This is a genomic window from Flavobacterium pectinovorum, from assembly GCF_006438875.1.
Lineage (GTDB): Bacteria > Bacteroidota > Bacteroidia > Flavobacteriales > Flavobacteriaceae > Flavobacterium > Flavobacterium pectinovorum_A.
In genome coordinates this window covers 112,373-134,561 of record NZ_RCZH01000015.1, presented here as the reverse complement: position 1 = coordinate 134,561, position 22,189 = coordinate 112,373, and the positions used below count along the sequence as shown (strand labels likewise).

Sequence of the window (22,189 nt, the reverse complement as noted above, 5' to 3'; positions counted from 1 at the left end):
TACAAATGATGTATTACTTATCTCGTTTGCCAAAAAAAGAAGAGAATACTACAGGCATTAGTAAATTGAAAACGAAGTACCTGATTAAAAGAGATAATTATAAAGGCACATAAAAGTATACTCTATGAATTTGTATCTCGCATGTATTTAGTAGTACTTAATACTGCAAAACTAATTTCTGAAAGCGAAATTAACTTTTTGGTGTGCCACATTATATGTAGCAAAATGCAAAGCACTTCAATGAGGAGATATTACCGTTTACAATTAAATACTTAAGTTTGCAACATGAGTAAGACTATCAAAATTATATCATCGGAGGAATTTCCAAAACAATTTATGTCGGATGCTTCTTTAGATTTTGATTTCTTAAAAACTCCCTTGCAGATATATGACCTGAATACTACAACAGAATACATTCAAATTCCGACGCCGCTTTTTAGACCCGATTATAATTTTATCGTTCATGTTACTAATGGCAATGCCATACAACAAGTAGATAATGAGATAATATCATTAACAACCGATGATGTTTTGTTTGTTAAACAAGGACATATTACGGCAATGAAAGAAATTGATCTGGTTATAACCGGTCATTTTATTTTGTTTGAAGAAAGTGTCCTGAATCATATTCTGTCTAAACAGGAACTAATACAAATTTTTGCCACAAACTCAGTTATTAAACTGCCAAAAGAGACAAGTATATGGCTTAATTCTTTGTTTTGTTTATTGGGAGAAGAATTTCGGGACGAAAATTCCAATATTGAAATTTGTTATTCGCTCATGCAGGCGGCTTTTCAAAAAATCATTTTTTCGAATAGAGAGCTTAATAAAGCGGTTCACCGTGGTAATGAAATTACTTTTTCCTTTAAAGAGTTGGTTTATAAATACCACAGTCAGGATAAATCCGTATCCTTTTATGCCGATAAATTAAAAATTTCTGTAAACTATCTCAATAGATGCATTAAGCAAACTACAGGAATAGCGCCAAAAGAATGGATTAATAACGTTAGTATTTTGCAAAGTCAGATACTTTTGCAAGATCTGACTAAGGATATTTCCGAAATTGCTTTTGAATTGAATTATGAAGATCCGTCTTACTTTGGACGCCTTTTTAAAAAAATAACGGGCATAACTCCTTCACAGTACCGAAATTCACTCATGCACGATTTGTCCGAGTAACGGCACACTAAATCCTAGCAGCAATTATTGTTTTAATCACACCTTTGCCTTAAGAAAATCTTAGAGGGCTAAGGCAGCTCGTGTGTTTAAATTTAATAAATGTTATTTTGAAAAAAGTACTATCATTAGTTTTGCTAACCTTGTTTATTTGTCTTCCAAATAAATTTTATGCCCAATTAATAACAGATGGCGCGGGGGTTGGCGTTACTGTAAACGGAAAAAGCAGTTTTGAGAACGTATCAACTGCAGATCCTTATTATGGAAATAAATTCAGCTATAATACATACGATTTTTGGTTGCCAATACCCTCTTTTAAAATTGGTAAAACTCGTATTCTTGGAATAATAAACTATCGTGTTTTAAACTTTACATTCGATAAAAATATCGAGAATAGTCCGAATTACATCACAAAAATACAAGAAATCAAACCCACCATTGTAGTACGGCGCCCTATTGGAAAAAGATGGACTGCTTTTGGAATTTTCATTCCTACTATTGCTTCCGATTTTAAAAGTTCGTTCTCGATGGACGACATGGTATATGATGGCATTTTTGGAGTTTCAAGAAAATTTGGCAAAAAATCAAATCTTGAAATTGGGATTGGTCCTCATATCATGTATTCTTTTGGTAAGATCCTGATAACGCCCGCTATATCTGTAGATTATAAAAGTAATAACGGCAAGTGGTTTGCTCAGCTTTACTGGCCAAGAGTGAATGTTTTTAGGAATCTCGGCAATAATACACAAATAGGTATAGCGGGATCGATAGACTGGACGCTTCACAATTTGCAAAACTACAATAATTATGAAGGCACAGCCATTGACTATGCCCAGTTCTCGGCTGTTCATGGAGGCTTACAAATTAGTCAACGGCTTTTTGATGGTTTTTGGCTTCAGTTACAAGGAGGTTTAGCATTTGCAAATAAATACACCTTGTATGATTCAAATAACAATAGTATTACCGACTACAAGACAAAAGAAATCCCTTACGCCAAAATAATGTTAACCTACCGTTTTGGAAAATAATTGTGAAAAAAATGCAAAAGAAAATAAATTCAACAACAATAAATTTAAAAAGAAAAATGAAAAAATTAATTCTAAGTGTTCTGGTATTAGGAGTGTCGTATTTTGCTAATGCGCAACAAGTAAAAATGAATATTGATGTGACCAATGTCCAAAAAGGGAAAGGTACAGTTGTGCTGAATGTTTACGATAAAAAGCAAAATTTTCTTAAAACAGCCTATTTTACTAAAGTTCAAAAGGCAAATCAGGAAACAATGAAATTCCAGGTTGATTTGCCAAGAGGTACTTATGCCATTACAGTTTTTCAAGATTTAGACAGTAATGGAAAATTAAACAGTAATTGGTTTGGAATGCCTAAAGAGCCAGTAGGAAACAGTACTAATTTTAAGCCGGATGGCGGAGCACCAACGTTTAGTGATTGTTCTATTTATGTTTTAAAAAATGATTCTACGATTGCAATAGAGCTTTATTAGTTTTCAGTTCTCAGTCTCAGTCTCAGTCTCAGTATTCAGTCTCAGTATTCAGTGGCAGTTTTTCAGTCCCAGTGCTCGGTTTGTTTGAACTGAAAACTGAAAACTGCGACTGAAAACTGTGACTGCGACTCAACAGTGACTGAACACTGCCACTGCGACTGAACACTGCGACTGAATACTGAATACTGCGACTGAAAACTGTAAATACTAACAAAAACATTAAATCATGGAAGAGATAATTTCGAAAAATAGAGTTATTGCAGAAGTACGAGGTGTTTGCAAGGAGTATCAAACCGGTGACACATTGATTACTGCCTTAAAACCTACGAGTGTTCAATTTAAAACTGGAGAACTTACATTAATAATTGGTCCTTCTGGTTCGGGGAAAACTACATTGTTATCATTATTAGGCTGTGTTATTTACCCAACAAAAGGGGATGTTTTTATAGATGGACAACAAGTAAATACGCTTTCGGCTAAACAATTATCGACTTTGAGATTGAACAAAATTGGATTTGTGTTTCAAAGTTTTAATCTTTTGGCTCCCCTTAATTCCTTAGAAAACGTAATGATTCCGCTGCAACTTATGAATTTTAGCGATGTTGACGCAAAGAAAAAAGCCGAAAAAGCCCTGGAATTAGTAGGTATGAAGGACAGAATGAAAAACTTGCCAAAAATGCTAAGCGGAGGTCAGCAGCAAAGAGTTTCTATTGCACGGGCATTGGTGACAAATCCGCCAATTATGCTTTGTGACGAACCAACAGCAGCATTAGATGTTAAGAGTGTTGGTGTGGTAATGGATGAATTGAAAGCACTTGCTAAAGATGGCAAGAGTGTAATTGTCGTTACACATGATATGCGACTCAAACAGTTTGCTGATAGAATTATTTATGTAGATAATGGAGAAGCAATAGAGAACGAAATTGACACTATAGAGAATCATTAATCAAATTATAAAGAATGAAATCGCCATGACAGCATTTGTCGTAAACACCTATGAAGATCTGGCGATACCATCTTCCAACAAAAACAAATATTACTTACATATGAAATATATTTTATTTTATCTAATAGCCTTGTTTCTTAGTTCTTGTAGTAAGAAAGAAGAAATTAAATCAGATCAGGAACCTGTTCATAAAGAAGTTACTTCGTCAGAAATTGTGGGACTCGGACGAATAGAACCAAGTGAAAAACTGTCGGCATTGGCAACAGAAACAGGAGGCATTGTTGTAGATATTCATAAGAAAGAAAATGATATAATTACCAAAGGTGATTTAATTATTGAATTGGATCACACTGTTCAGGATGCCAAAAAAGCCCAGATTGAGAGTAGAATAGAAACGCAAAAAATCGAAATAAAAGTAACTCAATTAAACTTAAAAGAGCAGGAAATAAATCTGGCAAATAAAGAAATTGAGCTGCAACGATTGAAAAATTTACACAAAAATGGTGCAGAAACAAGACAGAATGTTGATAATATTGAAACAGAAACAAAGATTTCCCGAGCCAATGTAGCGCAATTACAAAGCAGGGTGATGATGGCAAACTCCCGGCTTCAGGAAATTAAAGAAGAATTGAAAGTATCCAATAAGGAATTACAGCACTATTTGGTAAAAGCACTAAGCGATGGACAAATTATGACAATGAATGCGACGAAAGGCGCAGCATTATCACCAAATAAAGCCTTTGCAGATTTTATTCCGAAAAGTAAATTGGTTGCTACTTGTGAAATTGATGAGTTGTTTGCAGATAAAATTAAAGAAGGACAAAAAGCAATTATTCGTCAAATTGGTTCCAATAAAACGATCGGTTCGGGAGTTGTCATTTTTGCCTCATCGGCACTCAAACGCAAATCCCTTTTTTCTGAAAAAGCGGGTGATCAGGAGGACAGGAGAGTTCGTGAAATAAAAATACTCCTCGCAAACCAAACAGACTACTTAATTAATTCCCGAATTGAATGTGTTGTTCAAACCTCAATATGAAAGCTATTATAAAAACAGCCTGGAAGTTTATTCGCTTTGATAAAACTAAAAGCATAGGAGTGGTTGTTGGAATAGTAATAAGCACTTTCCTTATTGGTCAGCAAATAGGAACATTCAATTTTTTGACGGGATTAATGAGTGTATTGGTAAAAAATACCACAACAGATATTTGGGTTGTTGATAATAAAACTACAGATGCAAATCAGCTTAGTTTGATTGACACCAGAAAAGAAAAAGAAATCAAGAGTTTGGCAGGCGTTAAAGAAGCATTCCCTATAGTTGTAACAACTGGAAAAGCAAAATTCCCCAATGGAACAAGTGCTATTGTAAACATTATCGGGAGCGAATATCCCAGTTTTAAAGCGGGTCCGGATAGTACTAAAATAATACAGGGAAAACTTCCGGATTTGTTACAGGAAGCAGGTGTATCTGCCGATTATTTTGACCGAAGCAATTTTGGAGGCTCGTCGGATGCCGGAACCTTTTTTGAGATTAATGGAAAAAGAGCTGTCATAACGCTGCAAACTAAAGGAATAAGAGGTTGGGGCGGTTGTTTAATGTACACCACAATAGATAGAGCAAGATATTATGGCAATATACCTTCGACTAATATAAGTGCCCTAATGGTAAATGTAAAAGACGGGGAGGATGTAGATCGTGTCGTCGATCATATCAATAATTCTATTTACGGAATCAGAGCCTGGCGTACGTCATCTTTAAGCTCATCGACTATAAAGAGTGTTTTGGCTTCTACAGGTTTAGGCGCCAGCACAGGGTCTTTGGTAGGGTTTGCGATTATCGCAGGTTTCTTTATTATTGGACTTACAATGTATTCGTCGGCGCTTGACAGGATTAAGGACTATGGAACTTTAAAAGCAATAGGCGCTACCGATTCATACGTTAGAAAATTGATTCTTACCCAGGCTACGTTATTTGCTATTGTTGGATTTTTGGTTGCTCTCATTTTCTTAATGGGGTTTAAAAACGGAATGTATCAAACAGGAATATTGATAGATTTTAGCCCAATTATACTCTTTTCAATTCTAATTATCACATTTTCTATTTCGCTTTTTGGAGCTGTGTTTGCCATTAGAAGAATAAAAAATGTAGAACCTGCTTCCGTATTTAGAGGCTAAAAAAATGTTGTGATGAAAAAAAAATTAATGAATATATGTTTTATAGGATGCCTTATGTTGTTATGTCTTTGCAAAATGAATGCGCAAAGCCCCGTATGGACATTAAATAAAGCAATTGAAGAAGCCCAAAAAAACAGAAAATTACTGGCTTCGTTGGAAACAGAATCTAAAATAAATCGGTTAAAAACAAAAGAGTTAAATGCTAAATATTTGCCCAGAGTTTCCTTGAATTACAATTATCAATATAATCCAATTATTGCTACAAGCGTTTTACCTGCCAGCGCATTTAATTCCGGAAAGTATTCAGATGGTATGATACCGATAAAATTGGGAGCAAATTATACTCAAAATACAGGTGTTTTGCTGCAACAGCCTTTGTTGGATATCTCTATTTCAAAATTAATTACAGAGTATAAGTTACAGGAAAAACTAGCGGGTTTAAACGAAAAAGAGGCCAGGATCGAGCTTGTTTACGAAGTTTCAAAGGTATATTTTAATACATTGGTAGCACAAGAGCAAGTAAAAGAAGCTATTGGTGACACTACCCGCACGGCTTTAAGTAGGAATACGATAAGCCAAAAATACAGTAATAGCAGAGTTCTAAAAGTTGATGTAAACGATGCTAAAGTAACGCACAATAATGCCGTTCAAAAATATCATAATGCTGTAAATAACGTTTTGGTTTTAAAACAATACCTTTTATATATAACCGGAAATGAATCTTTACGTGCTGCTTCAATAATATTAGAAAAGTATAGTATGGATGAAAATATTACCGATCTGGATGAAAATTTAATTCATACATTACCTCAAATTGAAATTTTGAAAACACAAAATGAAGTGTTAGAAAATAAAAAGAAACTGGAAAAAGCAAAACACAGCCCAATGATTAATATCAATGGTTATTTAGGAGCAGATCAGTTTACAGCAAGTATGAATCCTTTTCAGCAAGATAGTTGGTACGGAAATAGTTATATTGGAGTATCATTAAAATTGCCTCTTTTCTTTGGTGAGAATACAGCAAAAAGAATAGGTCAGTTAAAATTGGAGCAAGAGCAAAATAATAACCGAATAATAGAAGACATTAATAAAAACAAATACAATGCGCTGAATGCTACGACTGCTTATAATAATGTCTTGCAACAGTTAAAAACGGTGCATGAAAATACCAAGCTGACTCAGGAGATTGTAATGGTTTACCAAGAACGGTATAAGTTTGATCAAATATCGTTTAATGAACTAAATGATAAAGAGATTCAATTGCAAAATTTAGAATTAGTATATAATGAACTTCAACAGGAATTAATAGTGTCATGGCTTGATTGGAAGAAAGCTACTGGAAAATTAGTTTTACAATATTAAACGTTTTTAACATAATAGCTCGATTAAAGCAAACCGATCGTAGAGTTTCTCAAAATCTTTTGGTGAGAACGGATACTGCATTCGTATTATAAAGTGACAAACGATTTTAGGTTAATAACCTCAAAACAAGCACAACAAATAAGAAAAACGAATTATGTGTCACGATCGGCACAATTAGAAACTAAATCCGAAAAAAACTTTACCGAAAAAACATATGGATGCTTTGCTTTTGTGAAGCATTTATAGATTAAGAAGATGACTCTTTTTAATAAATTTGCATGCTTACTCTTTATTGAATTACAAAATATTTGGTGTTTTTACAAAACTAAACATTTGACAGGTTTTCTAAGCAATAGAAATCCCAAAATCCAATAATTAATAATTAAAAATATTTATTAAAATTATTTTATTATATACTAATTTTATAAATTTACTAAGGTGAAATCTAATATTTTTTGTTAATTTTTGCATTTTTTTTCTGATACCAAAAAAATAGTATATTTGAAAAAATAAACACATTAATTTATCAGAAAAATTAATTTTGAAATAAAATTTAATAGTAAATTCATAATACTGGAACTATATTAATTAAAAGTAAGATGCCTTATAAAAATATTCTTCAAATTGATGATGACTCAGATGACTGCGAATTGTTTATGGAGGCATTAGAAGCTATTTCTACAGCACTTTATACATCAATTAATAATCCCTTGGAGGCACTGAGAAAATTAATTGAAAAAGAAATCCAACCGGATATTATTTTTCTTGACCTGAATATGCCAATTATGTCGGGTATGGAATTGCTGAGAGAATTAAAAAAGAAGGATTTTTTAAAAAATATTCCCGTTATTATTTTTTCTACTTCCGAGTTAGATGAAATAAAAAGAGAAGCCAAAGACAGAGGAGCGTTTGACTTTATTTCTAAACCTAATAATTTTAACGAGCTAAAAGTTATTCTTAGGAAATATACGGTTGAGTAGTGCTTTTTTTTAGATTGAAATGGTTTACTTATCAGTTAATCAATGAATTGAATGTTTGTTTAGTCGTGTTTTTAATGTTTTTATTGAGAATCAGAAGGTATTAAATATCTAGGTTTTAATTTTTGGCAATGAAGTTATCTACTCAAATTCTTTTAGCTTTTACCCTGATAATTTTGCTGTCCGTTGCGGACTCATATACTAATTATATGCTGTCAAAGAAAGTACAGCGCAATTCGGAATTCCTTGCCAAATCTGAAGAAATCATTCGAAATTCCAATAAAACACATAAGACAATTATCGAAATGCAGAGTGCTTTTCGCGGTTATCTCCTGACTGACGATCGTACTTTTCTCCACTCTTATTTTCAAGGAATCAAGATAGTTCCTATTCTCATTAAAGAGCAGGAACTGCGACTTGGCAATACTAACAAACAGCGCGCGATATTAGATTCGATCAATTTGCTTCAAACCAGTTGGGTCAAATATTCGGAAGAATTGATCCAGGCACGAACACAAAAACCGGTAGCTTATAGAAAGCTTTTTGAAAGTTCACTAAAAAAACATGTTGGAAAAAAGATGAACGACGCCATTGCTGGCAAATTCTCAAGGTTCGATAAAATAGAATATAAAAAGCGAAAATATCATACAGATATGTTACTCGGGTCTTTGAAATATGCCCATACATTTTCCTTTATTTTCCTTACTCTCACTGTTATCGTTGGGGTTCTAAGTACGATTTTTATCATGTATGTCACCAACAGAAGAATCAATTCTATGGTGAGGCTTGCAGAAAATATTTCGAAAGGAAATTTTACAATTGTAGAAGATACCCGAAATGACGAATTGACTCAGCTCGCAACTTCCTTAAATAGCATGTCATCAAAATTAGATAAAAATATTCACGAGCTAAAAAACAGAAATGCCGAACTGAATAAATTTGCCTATGTAGTTTCGCATGATCTCAAAGCGCCAATTCGTGGAATTCATAATGTTGTAAGCTGGATCGAAGAAGATCATTACAATGAGCTTTCGCCAAAGCTGAGAAAATACCTTGAAATCATTCCGCAGAAAACCAAACGCATGGAAGCACTTATTAACGGTTTACTGGATTATGCGAGGTTAAACATTAAGGCACCGCCACAAAGAATTAATACAAATGCATTAGTTCATGAAATTACAGATTCCATAATTACCAGAAATATTAGTTTGCAAATTGATGATCTGCCGGATTTGTACACGGAGCGAATTAAACTCGAACAGGTTTTTGCCAATTTGATCAGCAACGCCGTAAAATACACCACACAGGAAGGCGGAAAAATTAAGATCAGCTGTAAGATATTCCCCAACCTATACGAGTTTTCGGTTAAAGACAACGGAATTGGAATTGCACGAGAATACCATCAAAAAATATTTGAAATATTCCAGACCCTTCGGGAACAAAATGAACAGGAAAGTACCGGAGTTGGTTTGGCGATTGTAAAAAAAATAATTGACGATCAGCAGGAAAGTATTGCAGTAAAATCCGAACTAGGAAAAGGTGCCGAGTTTATTTTTACCTGGAGAAATAATTAAGTTATGAAAAAACCAACTATTTTATTAATTGAAGACGATGAACTCGATATTATAAGTGTAGAACGGTCTTTGAAGAAATTAGAAAGCGAATATGTACTTCATTCGGCTTACAATGGTATTGAAGCTTTAAAAATGCTGCGGGATAATGCATTAGGATTGATTCCTGATGTTATTCTTTTGGATATTAACATGCCAAGAATGAACGGAATCGAATTTTTGAAAGTGATTCGGGAAGATAAAAATCTCAAAGATTTAAAGGTTTTTATAATGACCACTTCTTCAGAAGGAGATGACAGGTCAGAGGCTGAAAAATTGGGAATATCAGGTTACATTATTAAACCGCTGAATTATACAGAAAATACAAAAAGATCAGATTCTATGGATGCTTTTGTACAATTTCATTTAAGGAAAATATTGCTTGATGAAAATATTTAAAGATGTATCAAAATTTTTTAATCATTCTATAAAGAATTGAGAATATGAAAAAAGTAAAAGAAAATAAGAAGGAAAAGACAGAATTGGTAATGGCTCTTCCAATTGTTTCCGGTGAAAAACCACTAAAAAGCAAAACAAAAAAAGCTGTTGAAGAAGAATCTGTTTTTACCGATGCCGAGTTTTTAAAGATTTTGCTGAAGGTCAAAAATGGTAATTTCACACAGCGTTTCCCGACCGATCAAAACGGAATAAAAAGATCGATTTGCGATACTTTAAACGAAATCATAGATCTTAATGAAAGAATGGTTTTTGAATTTCAGAAGGTAGGAAAAAGTATTGGTAAACAAGGAAAATTGACCAATAGGGTAGCTTTGGATGGTGCAAGAGGCTCCTGGAGTTCTTGTGTTGATTCCGTAAATACGCTTATTTCTGATCTGGTGCATCCTACGATTGAAATTGCGCACGTAATTACATCGGTGGCAAAAGGAAATTTATCTCAGGAAATGCCACTTTCTATTGAAGGTAATCCGCTCCAGGGAGAATTTTTAAGAATAGCCAAAGAGGTAAATGGGATGGTAAAACAGTTGAATTTGTTTTCAATGGAGGTTACGCGTGTGGCGCGTGAGGTAGGAACCGAAGGAAAACTAGGAGGTCAGGCGAAAGTAAGAGGTGTTGGAGGAGTTTGGAAAGATTTGACGGACTCCGTAAATAAAATGGCGAGTAACTTAACCGGTCAGGTACGAAATATTGCCGATGTAACCACAGCGGTAGCAAAAGGAGATTTATCCAAGAAAATTACCGTTGACGTAAAAGGAGAAATTCTGGAGCTGAAAAATACTATTAATACAATGGTGGACCAGTTGAACTCGTTCTCATCCGAAGTAACTCGTGTGGCGCGTGAGGTAGGAACCGAAGGAAAACTAGGAGGTCAGGCGCAGGTAAAAGGAGTTGGAGGAACCTGGAAAGATTTAACGGATTCGGTAAATCAAATGGCGTCGAACCTTACCGGACAAGTAAGAAATATTGCCGATGTAACGACGGCGGTAGCAAAGGGAGATTTATCAAAGAAAATTACTGTTGACGTAAAAGGAGAAATTCTCGAGCTGAAAAACACCATTAATACAATGGTGGATCAGCTGAATTCCTTTTCTTCTGAAGTTACACGTGTGGCGGTTGAGGTTGGATCTGAAGGGAAATTGGGTGGTCAGGCAAGAGTACGAGGAGTGGGTGGAGTTTGGAAAGACTTAACGGATTCGGTAAATCAGATGGCTTCGAACCTGACTGGACAAGTAAGAAATATTGCCGAGGTAACGACAGCGGTAGCTAAAGGAGATTTATCTAAAAAAATTACAGTAAACGTTGCAGGAGAAATCCTCGAGCTCAAAAACACCATTAACACGATGGTAGATCAGCTGAACTCCTTTGGTGCCGAGGTAACCCGTGTGGCGCGTGAGGTAGGTTCAGAGGGAAAATTGGGAGGTCAGGCCAAAGTAAAAGGTGTTGGTGGAACATGGAAAGATTTAACCGATTCGGTAAATCAGATGGCGTCCAATTTAACGGGACAGGTTCGTAATATTGCTGAAGTTACAACTGCGGTGGCAAATGGGGATTTATCAAAAAAAATTACGGCTGTAGCCGAAGGGGAAATTCTCGAACTAAAGAAAACCATTAATACGATGGTGGATCAGCTGAACTCTTTTTCATCTGAGGTGACGCGTGTGGCACTTGAGGTTGGTACAGAAGGAAAATTGGGAGGTCAGGCAAAAGTAAAAGGAGTAGGCGGAACCTGGAAAGATTTAACAGATTCGGTTAATCAGATGGCATCGAACTTAACAGGTCAGGTACGTAATATCGCGGAGGTTACCACAGCCGTAGCAAAAGGCGATTTATCACGTCAGATTACGGTAGATACAAAAGGAGAGATTCTGGAGCTTAAAAATACTATTAATACAATGGTAGGTCAGTTGAACTCATTTGCATCCGAGGTAACTCGTGTAGCGCGTGAGGTTGGAACCGAAGGAAAATTAGGAGGCCAGGCGCAAGTAGAAGGCGTTGGTGGAACCTGGAAAGATTTGACAGATTCTGTAAATCAGATGGCGTCAAACCTGACAGGTCAGGTTCGTAATATTGCCGAAGTAACTACAGCAGTAGCAAAAGGCGATTTATCGCTTCAAATTACGGTAGACGTTAAAGGAGAAATCCTTGAACTTAAAAATACAATTAATACGATGGTGGATCAACTTCGAGGTTTTGCTTCGGAGGTAACAAGGGTTTCGCGAGAGGTTGGTACTGAAGGAAAACTTGGAGGTCAGGCAAACGTGCCGGGAGTTGCCGGAACCTGGAAAGATTTAACAGATTCGGTGAATCAGATGGCAGGAAACTTAACTGCTCAGGTACGTAATATTGCTGATGTGGCGATTGCCGTAGCGAATGGCGATATGTCCAGAAAAATTACAGTCGACGTTCGCGGTGAAATTCTTCAATTAAAGGAAACCTTAAATACAATGGTGGATCAACTTCGTGAATTTGCCTCTGAGGTAACTCGTGTGGCGCGAGAAGTGGGTACCGAAGGAAAACTTGGAGGCCAGGCAAATGTACCGGGAGTTGCGGGAACCTGGAAAGATTTAACAGATTCCGTGAATCAAATGGCGGGTAACTTAACGACGCAGGTTCGTAATATTGCCGAGGTAACAATTGCGGTGGCAAACGGAGATATGTCGAAAAAAATTACCGCTGACGTTCGTGGAGAAATTCTCCAGTTAAAAGAAACGGTAAATACAATGGTGGATCAGCTTCGTGCCTTTGCATCCGAGGTAACCCGTGTGGCGCGTGAGGTAGGAACTGACGGAAAACTTGGAGGTCAGGCGTTTGTACCGGGAGTTGCAGGAACGTGGAAAGATTTAACGGATTCGGTGAATCAGATGGCATCGAACTTAACAGATCAGGTTCGTAATATTGCCGAGGTTACAAAAGCGGTTGCAAATGGAGATCTTTCGAAACCAATTACGGTAGACGTAAAAGGGGAAATTCTTGATTTGAAAAACACTTTTAATACAATGGTAGAACAGCTGAACTCCTTCGCATCTGAGGTGACCCGTGTGGCGCGTGAGGTAGGTACTGAAGGAAAACTGGGAGGTCAGTCTGAAGTAAAAGGTGTTGCGGGAACGTGGAAAGATTTAACAGATTCAGTTAACTTGATGGCGTCGAATTTAACATCGCAAGTACGTGGAATTGCTAAAGTTGTAACCTCTGTTGCAAAAGGAAATTTGAAACAAAAATTATCCATTGATGCCAAAGGCGAGGTTGCACAATTAACAGATACTATCAATGAAATGATTGATACGCTGGCAACTTTCTCTGATCAGGTAACGACTGTGGCGCGCGAGGTTGGGGCAGAAGGAAAACTTGGAGGTCAGGCAAATGTACCCGGAGCTTCCGGAACCTGGAAAAATTTAACTGAAAACGTAAACCAGCTTGCGGCGAATTTGACCACTCAGGTACGCGCAATTTCGGAAGTGGCCTCTGCGGTTACACAAGGAGATTTAACCCGAACTATTGGTGTTGAGGCTAAAGGAGAAGTGGAAGCTCTAAAAGATACAATCAACCAAATGATTTCAAACCTGAAAGCAACAACGCTAAGAAACCAGGAACAGGATTGGCTGAAATCGAATTTAGCTAAATTTACCCAAATGCTTCAAGGACAGAAAGAACTTAATTCGGTTACAAAAAAAATTCTTTCAGAACTTGCCACGGTAGTTACAGCACAACACGGATTGTTTTATATTCTTCAGGAAGATGAGCAGTTTTTGGATTCAAAACTAAACCTAATTGCTTCATACGCATACATTAAACGTAAAAATTCACCAACGCAATATGCAATGGGAGAAGGATTAATTGGTCAGGTTGCGATAGAAAAAGAAAGAATTATTCTAAGCAATGTACCGAAAGATTATATCAAAATTAATTCCGGTCTCGGTGATGCCAAACCAAAAGATGTCATTATTCTACCCGTACTTTTTGAAGGACAATTAAAAGCCGTAATTGAATTAGCATCATTAGATACTTTTAGCCAAACGCATTTAGATTTCCTTGAAGGATTAACGGAAAGTATTGGAATTGTATTGAATACGATCGAGTCCAATTCAAGAACGGAGGAATTATTAGTACAGTCACAATCGCTGGCAGGAGAACTTAAAAGTCAGCAGGAAGTATTAAAAAATACGAATGAAGAACTGGAAGAAAAAGCCTTTTTATTGGCAAACCAAAAAGAAGAAGTAGAACTTAAAAACCAAGAGGTTGAGGTAGCCAGAAAAGCATTAGAAGAAAAAGCTGATCAGCTGACTTTAACATCAAAATATAAGTCGGAGTTCCTGGCAAATATGTCGCACGAGCTTCGAACACCGTTGAATAGTTTGCAGATTTTGGCGAATGAATTAATTGCAAATCGCGATGGAAATTTATCAGAACAGCAGATACAGTTTGCCAAGACAATCAATTCTTGCGGCGATGACCTTATTCAGTTGATTAATGATATTCTGGATCTTTCTAAAATTGAATCCGGTTATATTTCTGTAGAATACAATCCGATTAGTTTTGCTGAAATCAGCCGATTTGTAGAGTCTACTTTCAATCCAATTTCGGCGGCAAAACACCTTCGTTTCAAAATTGAAATGGATCAAAGTCTGCCGGAATTAATGGAAACAGATTCACAACGACTCAATCAAATTCTTAAAAACCTGCTATCGAACTCCTTTAAGTTTACCGAAAAAGGCGAAGTTTCGTTTAAAATTTATAAAGCAAATAACAATTGGAAAACAAAGAACGCGAATCTTGAAATGGCAGAAGCCGTTGTTGCTTTCGAGATTTCAGATTCGGGAATTGGAATTTCCAAAGAAAAACAAAACATCATATTTGAAGCGTTTCAACAAGCCGAAGGTTCAACGAGCAGAAAATATGGCGGAACTGGTTTGGGATTATCAATCAGCCGTGGTTTATCTGATTTATTGGGTGGAAGTATTGAATTGGAAAGTGAAACCAATGTTGGAAGTAAATTTACCTTGTTCCTGCCTCTGAAATATATTTTTATTGCTGATGCAGAAGATATCGAAATTACAGGTGAAACAGATGTGAAACCGGCAGCAAAAAGTCGTTTGAAATCATTGCCTTCAAATGGATTAAATCGTTCAGATATTGATTTATTCTTTGTAGATGAGGTTGGCGATGACAGAACCGACATCAAACCGGAAGATAAAGTATTGCTGATTGCCGAGGATAATTTGATTTTTGCAAAAATAATGCTGGATCAGGCGCATATGCATGGTATAAAAGCGATTGTTACCACTAAAGGAAATGATGTAATCGACTTTATCAATCAGTTTCATCCTCATGCAATTACAATGGACCTTAATATGCCTGATACAAGCGGCTGGAAAATATTAGACAGATTGAAAACGGACTTCAATTTGCGCCATATTCCGGTTTATATTATTTCAGGAGAAGACGAAAGAAATAAAGGCTTGAAACGCGGCGCAAGAAATTTTCTGCTAAAACCGGTTAAAAATGATTCCCTTACCTATCTTTTTAATGATATTCACGATTTCAAAAATAAAAAGGCTAAAAACCTCTTAATTGTTGATGATAATGAATTTGATCTTCAAAGAATAATCGAAGCTGTAAAAGGAGAAGATATAAAACTGTTTAGTGCAAAAAAAGCCACGGAAGCTGTTGCATTATTGCGTGAAAATTCATTTGATTGTATTATTTTAGATTTAGTATTGCCGGATGCTGACGGACTGGATCTTTTAAGTGATTTGGAGAATAATATTGCGGGTCAGGAAACGGCACTTATTATCCATTCTGCGGGAGATGTAACCAAGAAACAGCATGCCAGATTAAATAGATTTGCACATAGTATTATTACAAAATCGGCAAATTCATTAGATGAACTGGTCGATCAAACCGCTCTTTTTATGCACAGGGTTCACAAGGAACTTCCGGAAGAAATGAAAGAACGAATAGAATCTTTTTATTTGCAGGAAGAGGTTTTGCCGGGCAAAAAAGTACTGCTTGTCGATGATGATGTGCGAAATTTATTTGCGCTTACAACAGCTTTAGAACGTTATGGTCTAGAGGTAATTAGTGCAGAAAGCGGACAGGAAGCGATTAATTTGCTGAATGTAGATGAGGAAATAGATATTGTTTTAATGGATATCATGATGCCGGAAATGGACGGTTATGAAACGATGAAAAACATAAGAAGTGATGCCAGACATAAAGACCTTACAATTATAGCCGTTACGGCAAAAGCGATGAAAGGTGACAGACAGCGCTGTATCGAATCCGGTGCGTCTGACTACATTACAAAACCGGTAAATGTTGAGCAATTGTCATCGTTAATGCGTGTTTGGCTTAAATAATAATTTGATATTCGATGGAAAATAAAATAGCAGAACATCCCATTAAGATATTACTTGTTGATGACAAAAAAGAAAATTTATTGTCATTGCAGGTTATTTTAGCAAATAAAGGGTATCAATTTGTTGAGGCATCTTCGGGTAAAGATGCGCTTAGAATTCTTTTAAAAAGTCAAGATTTTGCTATTATTTTAATGGATGTTCAAATGCCTTTGATGGATGGTTTTGAAACAGCAGAAATGATTCGTCAAAGCGACAAACTTAAACATGTTCCAATCATATTTTTGACTGCCAATATGAATACAACGGAATATATTTTTAAAGGATATCAATCCGGAGCAGTAGATTACATGATAAAGCCTCTGTCAAAAGAAATTTTGCAGGCAAAAGTGTCGGTCTTTACGGAATTGTATAAGAAAAATCTAGAACTGCGGCTTAAAGAAGAGGAAACAAATGCCCTAAACGAAATCATCTTAAAAACAAATAAAACGTTAGCTGCACAATATGCAGCGATCGAAAAACATGCTGCTGAGCTGAAAAACAAAAACATGGAGCTGGATGCTTTTACGTATATTTCCAGCCATGATCTCCAGGAGCCTTTACGAAAAATTCAAACTTTCGTAAATGTTATTTTGAGTAATGAATATCCTAATTTGTCGGCAGATGGAAAACTGAAATTTGAACGAATTTTGTATTCGACAACTCGAATGAGAGAATTAATAAGTAGTTTGCTGACATTTTCACGGACCAATATTATAGACAGAAAATTTGAAAGCACCGATTTAAATCTTGTTTTTGCTGATGTGAAGGAAGCTTTACGCGAAAATATTCAGGAAAAGAAAGTTGTGATTGAAACTGACTTTAACGGAAATATCGATATTATTCCGTTTCAGTTTGTACAACTGTTGGAAAATTTAGTGAGCAATGCCATTAAATTTGCAAAAAAAGATATGCCGTTGCAAATCACCATTAAAAGTCTCATTGCTGACGGTGCAACATTACAAAACGAAAAATTGTCTCCTCAGCAAAAATACTGTTACATTACTTTTGAGGATAACGGAATAGGTTTTGAACCACAGCATAGTGAAAAGATCTTTGGCGTTTTCCAAAGGTTGCATGGACGGGATCTTTATGAAGGAACAGGAATTGGTCTTGCAATTGTTAAGAAAATTGTTGAAAACCACAATGGATTCATTACAGCATCAAGTATCCCGATGGAAGGAGTAAAATTCACTATTTATATCCCGGTTTAAGCATCAAGGAGATCATAAAAAAACATGTCTTTGTTATAATATTATAAATTAATAAATCCGTTACATCGTATTTATTGTTCGTGCTCTTTATTTGCCAACTAATTTTTAAAAAAAACTCCAAAGCTATCTGATTTTGGAGTTTTTTTGTTAAAAAAATGATACGTAATTATATAAGGATTTAAGGCATGTAATTACGAATAGTAAGTAATTCAATTTTATTCGGTTGAAAATCGATTGAAGAAAAAAGATGTCGTTTATTTGAGATCAACTACCACTTTTTCAATGACTCCCTCAAGCTTAAATGGTACTTTATAATCAAGAGTTACGGGAGTTCCGGTATCTTCTCCGATATTAAAACCTTCATCTGTAAATGCTACAGGAACTGTTGCGGTAATATCTCCCGTTGCAACATTTTTTCCGTTTACTGAAATTGTTACAGTAGCTCCTTTACCCATCCCGGGACCATTATATTTGAAATCTGCCACAACTGTATTTTTACCGGGAGATAATTTTCCTGAAGATTGAATTTTCCATTTTTCAGTTGGATAATTGGATCTGGCATATAGAAAAGTTGGTTTTCCGTCTAATAAGGTTAGGGCCAATCCGCCAAAATAACCACCCTGAGTAAGAATAATTCCATCAGAATTTGCGCTTTTCGGAATATCTAAACTTGCAGTAATAGAAAAAGATCCATTTTTTAAATTAGGTGCTAACTCAGCAGGAATCCTAATTGTTCCGGGATAATACGTAAATGATTTACGTCCTACATTTGGCTGTTCCCGGTTTTGCGGAAGTAAACGTTCTACATAACGATCATCAAGCGGAAATACTTTATTTTTTTTGGCTTCGGCCATAAAAACGTCCTGAAGTTCTTTCAGCTTTGCCGGATTCTGAGCTGCAAGATTTTTAGATTGGGAGTAATCTTTCGTTAGATCATATAATTCCCATTTATAATCTTTAACAGGATCTTCAGATGATTTTCCCATACTTACCCACGGGAGTCTTATAGGAGTTGTATTGGCTAACCAACCATTATGGTAAATACCACGATTTGCTATTACTTCAAAATATTGAGTTGTATGTCTTTCCGGTGCTTTAGGATTATCCCAAGTATAAACGAAACTTGTTCCTGTAATAGGTTCTTGTTTAAAACCATTAATTGTTTTAGGCTGCGGAATTTTTACTGCTTCAAGAATTGTTGGTGTTACATCGATAATGTGGGTAAATTGGCTTCGCATACTACCAACATCTTTGATCCTGTCAGGCCATGAAACGACCATGGAAGTGCGTGAGCCTCCTAAATGTGAAGCGATTTTTTTATCCCATTGGTAAGGTGTATTCATAGCATGAGCCCAACCGTGAGAGAAATGATTTTCCATTTTAGGCCCGCCAAGTTCATCAATATGATCGTACATGAATTTAGGATCATCGACATTTCCATTGGCAACAATACCAATTTCGCTCGTCATTCCAATTCCGCTTGGATCTTCGGCGCTTGAACCGTTGTCTCCTTGAATATAGATGATAAGAGTATTGTCTAATTCACCCATATCTTCAATTGTTTTAATCAAACGTCCAATTTGATAATCAGCAAAAGATAAAGCTGCAGCATAGCATTCCATTTCACGGGCACAAACTTTTTTCAATTCCGGCGTAAGATCGTCCCATTTTTTATAGTCGTCCGGGGTTGGGTTTAAAACAGCATCCTGAGGAATAACACCCATTTCTTTTTGTCTTGCAAATGTCATTTCGCGAAGTTTATTCCATCCCATATCAAATTTGCCTTTATACTTAGCAATCCATTCTTTAGGTGCCTGATGTGGTGCGTGCGCGGTTCCGGGCGTATAATACACAAAGAAAGGTTTAGTAGCTGATGCTGCTCTTTGCTGATGAATCCATTTAATAGCTTGATTTGCCAAATCTTCATCAAGAATATAATCAGGATTGCCTATAAAAGGAGATGCCGGCTCAATATTGTCATAAAGCGGAGGTGCAAACTGATCACAATCTGCTCCTAGAAATCCGTAGAATTTTTCAAACCCTAATCCGGTTGGCCAGAGATCAAATGGACCCGCCGGAGAGGTCTGAGCATTTGGAACATTGTGATTTTTACCAAACCAACTCGTTCCATAACCATTCATAGTTAGAATTTCACCAATTGATCCACAGTTTTTGGGAACTTCGCTATTATAACCTTCGTACGGAGTTGATAGTTCCATTATTATACCTGTAGCAACCTGATGTTGGTTTCGCCCAGTAATTAAAGCGGCACGAGACGGAGAACAAAGCGCAGTGGTATGAAAACGATTGTATTTTATTCCGCGTGAAGCAAGCTTTTCGTAAGTAGGTGTAGGTATTGGTCCTCCAAAAGCAGACGATGCCCCAAAACCAACATCATCAGTCATGACCAATAATACGTTTGGAGCTCCTTTTGGTGCCGAAATTAATTTTGGCCATTCTGGAGTTACTGATTCCTTAAGACTTGGTGCAATTTTAGTTGGTTTTTGATAAGGTTGTACCGGTAAATTTGTCCGATCTGGCCAAGTGGTATTCTGTGCATTACAAGGTGTCGATAATACGCCTGAAAATGCAATCGATAGGATTAAGAGTGAAATACTTTTCATAAATGAATAATTAATTGGTTAAAAAATCAACACTTTTTAGTGTACGTCTACTAACAAATTTAATTTCTATTATACGAAATCTGAGTGTTTACAGGCTGTTCATGGTTTCAAATTATAAATTGCAACAAGATTTATGCAAATTTTACAATTTGAAAGTTATATTAGTTGCAAAACGAATTGCTGAAAAACATCTTTTGCAGAAGAAATAATTTTACAAGAATCAGCACTTAAGGCTCTCGAATATATTCGATCATAAGAAAATGTTCCTCAGTTTCTTCCATAAATTATCTTTTTTGATAGTAATAAGCGGGAAGAAACGGATATGAATTCATTGAAGAATACACAAAGCTTTCTGAAATAAGCAGAGCAAAATAATACATCTGGTTGGCGATGGTTACTTTTTGTACCACAATATTTGGCAGAGGGAAGAAGCGTATTGAAATTTTCCTGTTTTTGGAGAATAAAGCTGTAATAATAGCGTTGTTAAACAAAACTATATTATGGGCTTATTTGATTTTATGATAGTGGAAATAGCTATGGATTTAGGAACTGCTAATACTTTGATAATTTATGACGGAAAAATCGTAGTAGACAGTCCGTCAATTGTGGCGCGGGATATTAGAAATGGGAAAATTATTGCTGTAGGTAAAGAAGCGAGTTTAATGCAGGGTAAAACACATGAAAATATTAAAACAATCCGACCATTAAAAGATGGAGTGATTGCAGATTTTGATGCCTCAGAGAAAATGATCAGTTGGTTTATAAAAAATATACCGGAACTGAAGAAAAGCTTTTTTACTCCTGCACTAAGAATGGTTGTATGTATTCCTAGTGGTATAACAGAAGTAGAAATGAGAGCAGTAAAGGAGTCTTGCGAACGCGTAAATGGGAAAGAAGTGTTTTTAATTCATGAGCCTATGGCAGCTGCTATTGGAATGGGGTTGGATGTTATGCTTCCTCAAGGAAACATTATAGTAGATATTGGAGGCGGAACTACTGAAATTGCCGTTATTGCCCTTGGAGGTATAATTTGTGACAAATCTATAAAAATTGCCGGAGATGTTTTTACAAATGATATCTTGTATTATATGAGAACGCATCATAATTTGTATATTGGAGATGCTTCTGCAGAGGCAATAAAAATTGATGTTGGTGCTGCAATGGAAGAACTTGAGGATGCTCCCAGTGATATAACAGTTCGTGGAAGGGATTTGCTAACCGGTAAACCTAAAGAAGTTACAGTTACCTATAGGGAGGTTGCAAGAGCTTTGGATAAATCAATACAGAGAATTGAAGATGCGATTATGGTTACGCTTTCATTGACGCCGCCGGAACTTGCTGCCGACATTTATAATGCGGGATTGTATCTCGCAGGAGGAGGAGCACTATTGCGTGGGCTTGATAAAAGAATATCACTAAAGACAGAATTACCTGTATTTATTGCAGAAGATCCTTTAAGAGCCGTGGTTAGAGGTACAGGTATTGTTTTAAAAGACATCGCTAAATATAAAAGTGTACTTATAAAATAAATACATGAGTATTGGCAAAAAGATTGAAGCTTTTTGCCAATACTTAACTTTTGCTCCTGATCCATTTTAATTTGGAATTTTTAGCATTGAATTTTAGCCATGAAAAAAAGCCCTAATTTTTATTAGGACTTTTTAATTGGGAGAGCAGGATTTGAACTTAATCGTCTCAATCCTTGCCTATACTGCATTTGTCAAATTTTTTTATTGAAATTTATTTTTATAAACCACAG

General features: G+C 35.9%; 14 protein-coding genes. 13 read left to right on the top strand and 1 reads right to left on the bottom strand.

Features of this window, described 5'->3' with window-relative positions:
- The first annotated feature begins 285 nt into the window (after window positions 1-285).
- The 12 genes from EAH81_RS20290 (at window position 286) to EAH81_RS20235 (ending at window position 17,806) form a co-directional block, all read left to right on the top strand.
- Complete coding sequence (locus EAH81_RS20290) at window positions 286-1,179, top strand: helix-turn-helix domain-containing protein (protein ID WP_140510628.1); 894 nt, start codon at window positions 286-288, stop codon at window positions 1,177-1,179.
- Window positions 1,180-1,286: 107 nt separating this feature from the next.
- Window positions 1,287-2,204 carry a DUF6268 family outer membrane beta-barrel protein gene (locus tag EAH81_RS20285; RefSeq protein WP_241676606.1) on the top strand — a complete coding sequence of 306 codons (918 nt, stop codon included), beginning with the start codon at window positions 1,287-1,289 and terminating at the stop codon, window positions 2,202-2,204.
- A 56-nt stretch (window positions 2,205-2,260) separates the two neighbouring features.
- The gene (locus EAH81_RS20280; protein ID WP_140510624.1) at window positions 2,261-2,674 is read left to right on the top strand and encodes a DUF2141 domain-containing protein; all 414 of its coding nucleotides are present in this window, start codon (window positions 2,261-2,263) and stop codon (window positions 2,672-2,674) included.
- Window positions 2,675-2,900: 226 nt separating this feature from the next.
- Window positions 2,901-3,620: an ABC transporter ATP-binding protein gene (locus EAH81_RS20275; RefSeq protein WP_140510622.1), complete on the top strand. Its 720-nt coding sequence runs from the start codon at window positions 2,901-2,903 to the stop codon at window positions 3,618-3,620.
- A 100-nt stretch (window positions 3,621-3,720) separates the two neighbouring features.
- Window positions 3,721-4,656 (top strand): HlyD family secretion protein, encoded by a 936-nt coding sequence (locus EAH81_RS20270; RefSeq protein WP_161595834.1) that lies wholly within the window; start codon window positions 3,721-3,723, stop codon window positions 4,654-4,656.
- Entirely contained in the window at window positions 4,653-5,792 is a 1,140-nt protein-coding gene (locus tag EAH81_RS20265; protein WP_140510619.1) for an ABC transporter permease, read from the top strand. Before EAH81_RS20270 ends, EAH81_RS20265 begins: the two co-directional genes overlap by 4 nt.
- A 12-nt stretch (window positions 5,793-5,804) precedes the next feature.
- Window positions 5,805-7,154 carry a TolC family protein gene (locus EAH81_RS20260; protein WP_140510617.1) on the top strand — a complete coding sequence of 450 codons (1,350 nt, stop codon included), beginning with the start codon at window positions 5,805-5,807 and terminating at the stop codon, window positions 7,152-7,154.
- Window positions 7,155-7,753: 599 nt separating this feature from the next.
- The gene (locus tag EAH81_RS20255) at window positions 7,754-8,134 is read left to right on the top strand and encodes a response regulator (RefSeq protein WP_140510615.1); all 381 of its coding nucleotides are present in this window, start codon (window positions 7,754-7,756) and stop codon (window positions 8,132-8,134) included.
- 128 nt (window positions 8,135-8,262) lie between these two features.
- Entirely contained in the window at window positions 8,263-9,705 is a 1,443-nt protein-coding gene (locus tag EAH81_RS20250) for an ATP-binding protein (protein ID WP_140510613.1), read from the top strand.
- Window positions 9,706-9,708: 3 nt separating this feature from the next.
- Window positions 9,709-10,140, top strand: coding sequence for a response regulator (locus EAH81_RS20245; RefSeq protein ID WP_140510611.1), 432 nt, complete (start codon window positions 9,709-9,711; stop codon window positions 10,138-10,140).
- Between the two features lie 44 nt (window positions 10,141-10,184).
- Window positions 10,185-16,556 carry a HAMP domain-containing protein gene (locus tag EAH81_RS20240; protein WP_206669097.1) on the top strand — a complete coding sequence of 2,124 codons (6,372 nt, stop codon included), beginning with the start codon at window positions 10,185-10,187 and terminating at the stop codon, window positions 16,554-16,556.
- Between the two features lie 14 nt (window positions 16,557-16,570).
- Window positions 16,571-17,806, top strand: coding sequence for a response regulator (locus EAH81_RS20235; protein WP_140510609.1), 1,236 nt, complete (start codon window positions 16,571-16,573; stop codon window positions 17,804-17,806).
- A 254-nt stretch (window positions 17,807-18,060) separates the two neighbouring features.
- Here the strand turns inward: EAH81_RS20235 and EAH81_RS20230 are convergent, their stop codons facing one another.
- A complete protein-coding gene (locus EAH81_RS20230; RefSeq protein ID WP_140510607.1) occupies window positions 18,061-20,430 on the bottom strand; it encodes an arylsulfatase in 2,370 nt (789 codons plus the stop codon).
- Window positions 20,431-20,930: 500 nt separating this feature from the next.
- On the opposite strand from EAH81_RS20230, the gene EAH81_RS20225 reads away from it, so the two are divergent.
- Window positions 20,931-21,959, top strand: coding sequence for a rod shape-determining protein (locus tag EAH81_RS20225; RefSeq protein ID WP_140510605.1), 1,029 nt, complete (start codon window positions 20,931-20,933; stop codon window positions 21,957-21,959).
- Window positions 21,960-22,189: the final 230 nt, after the last annotated feature.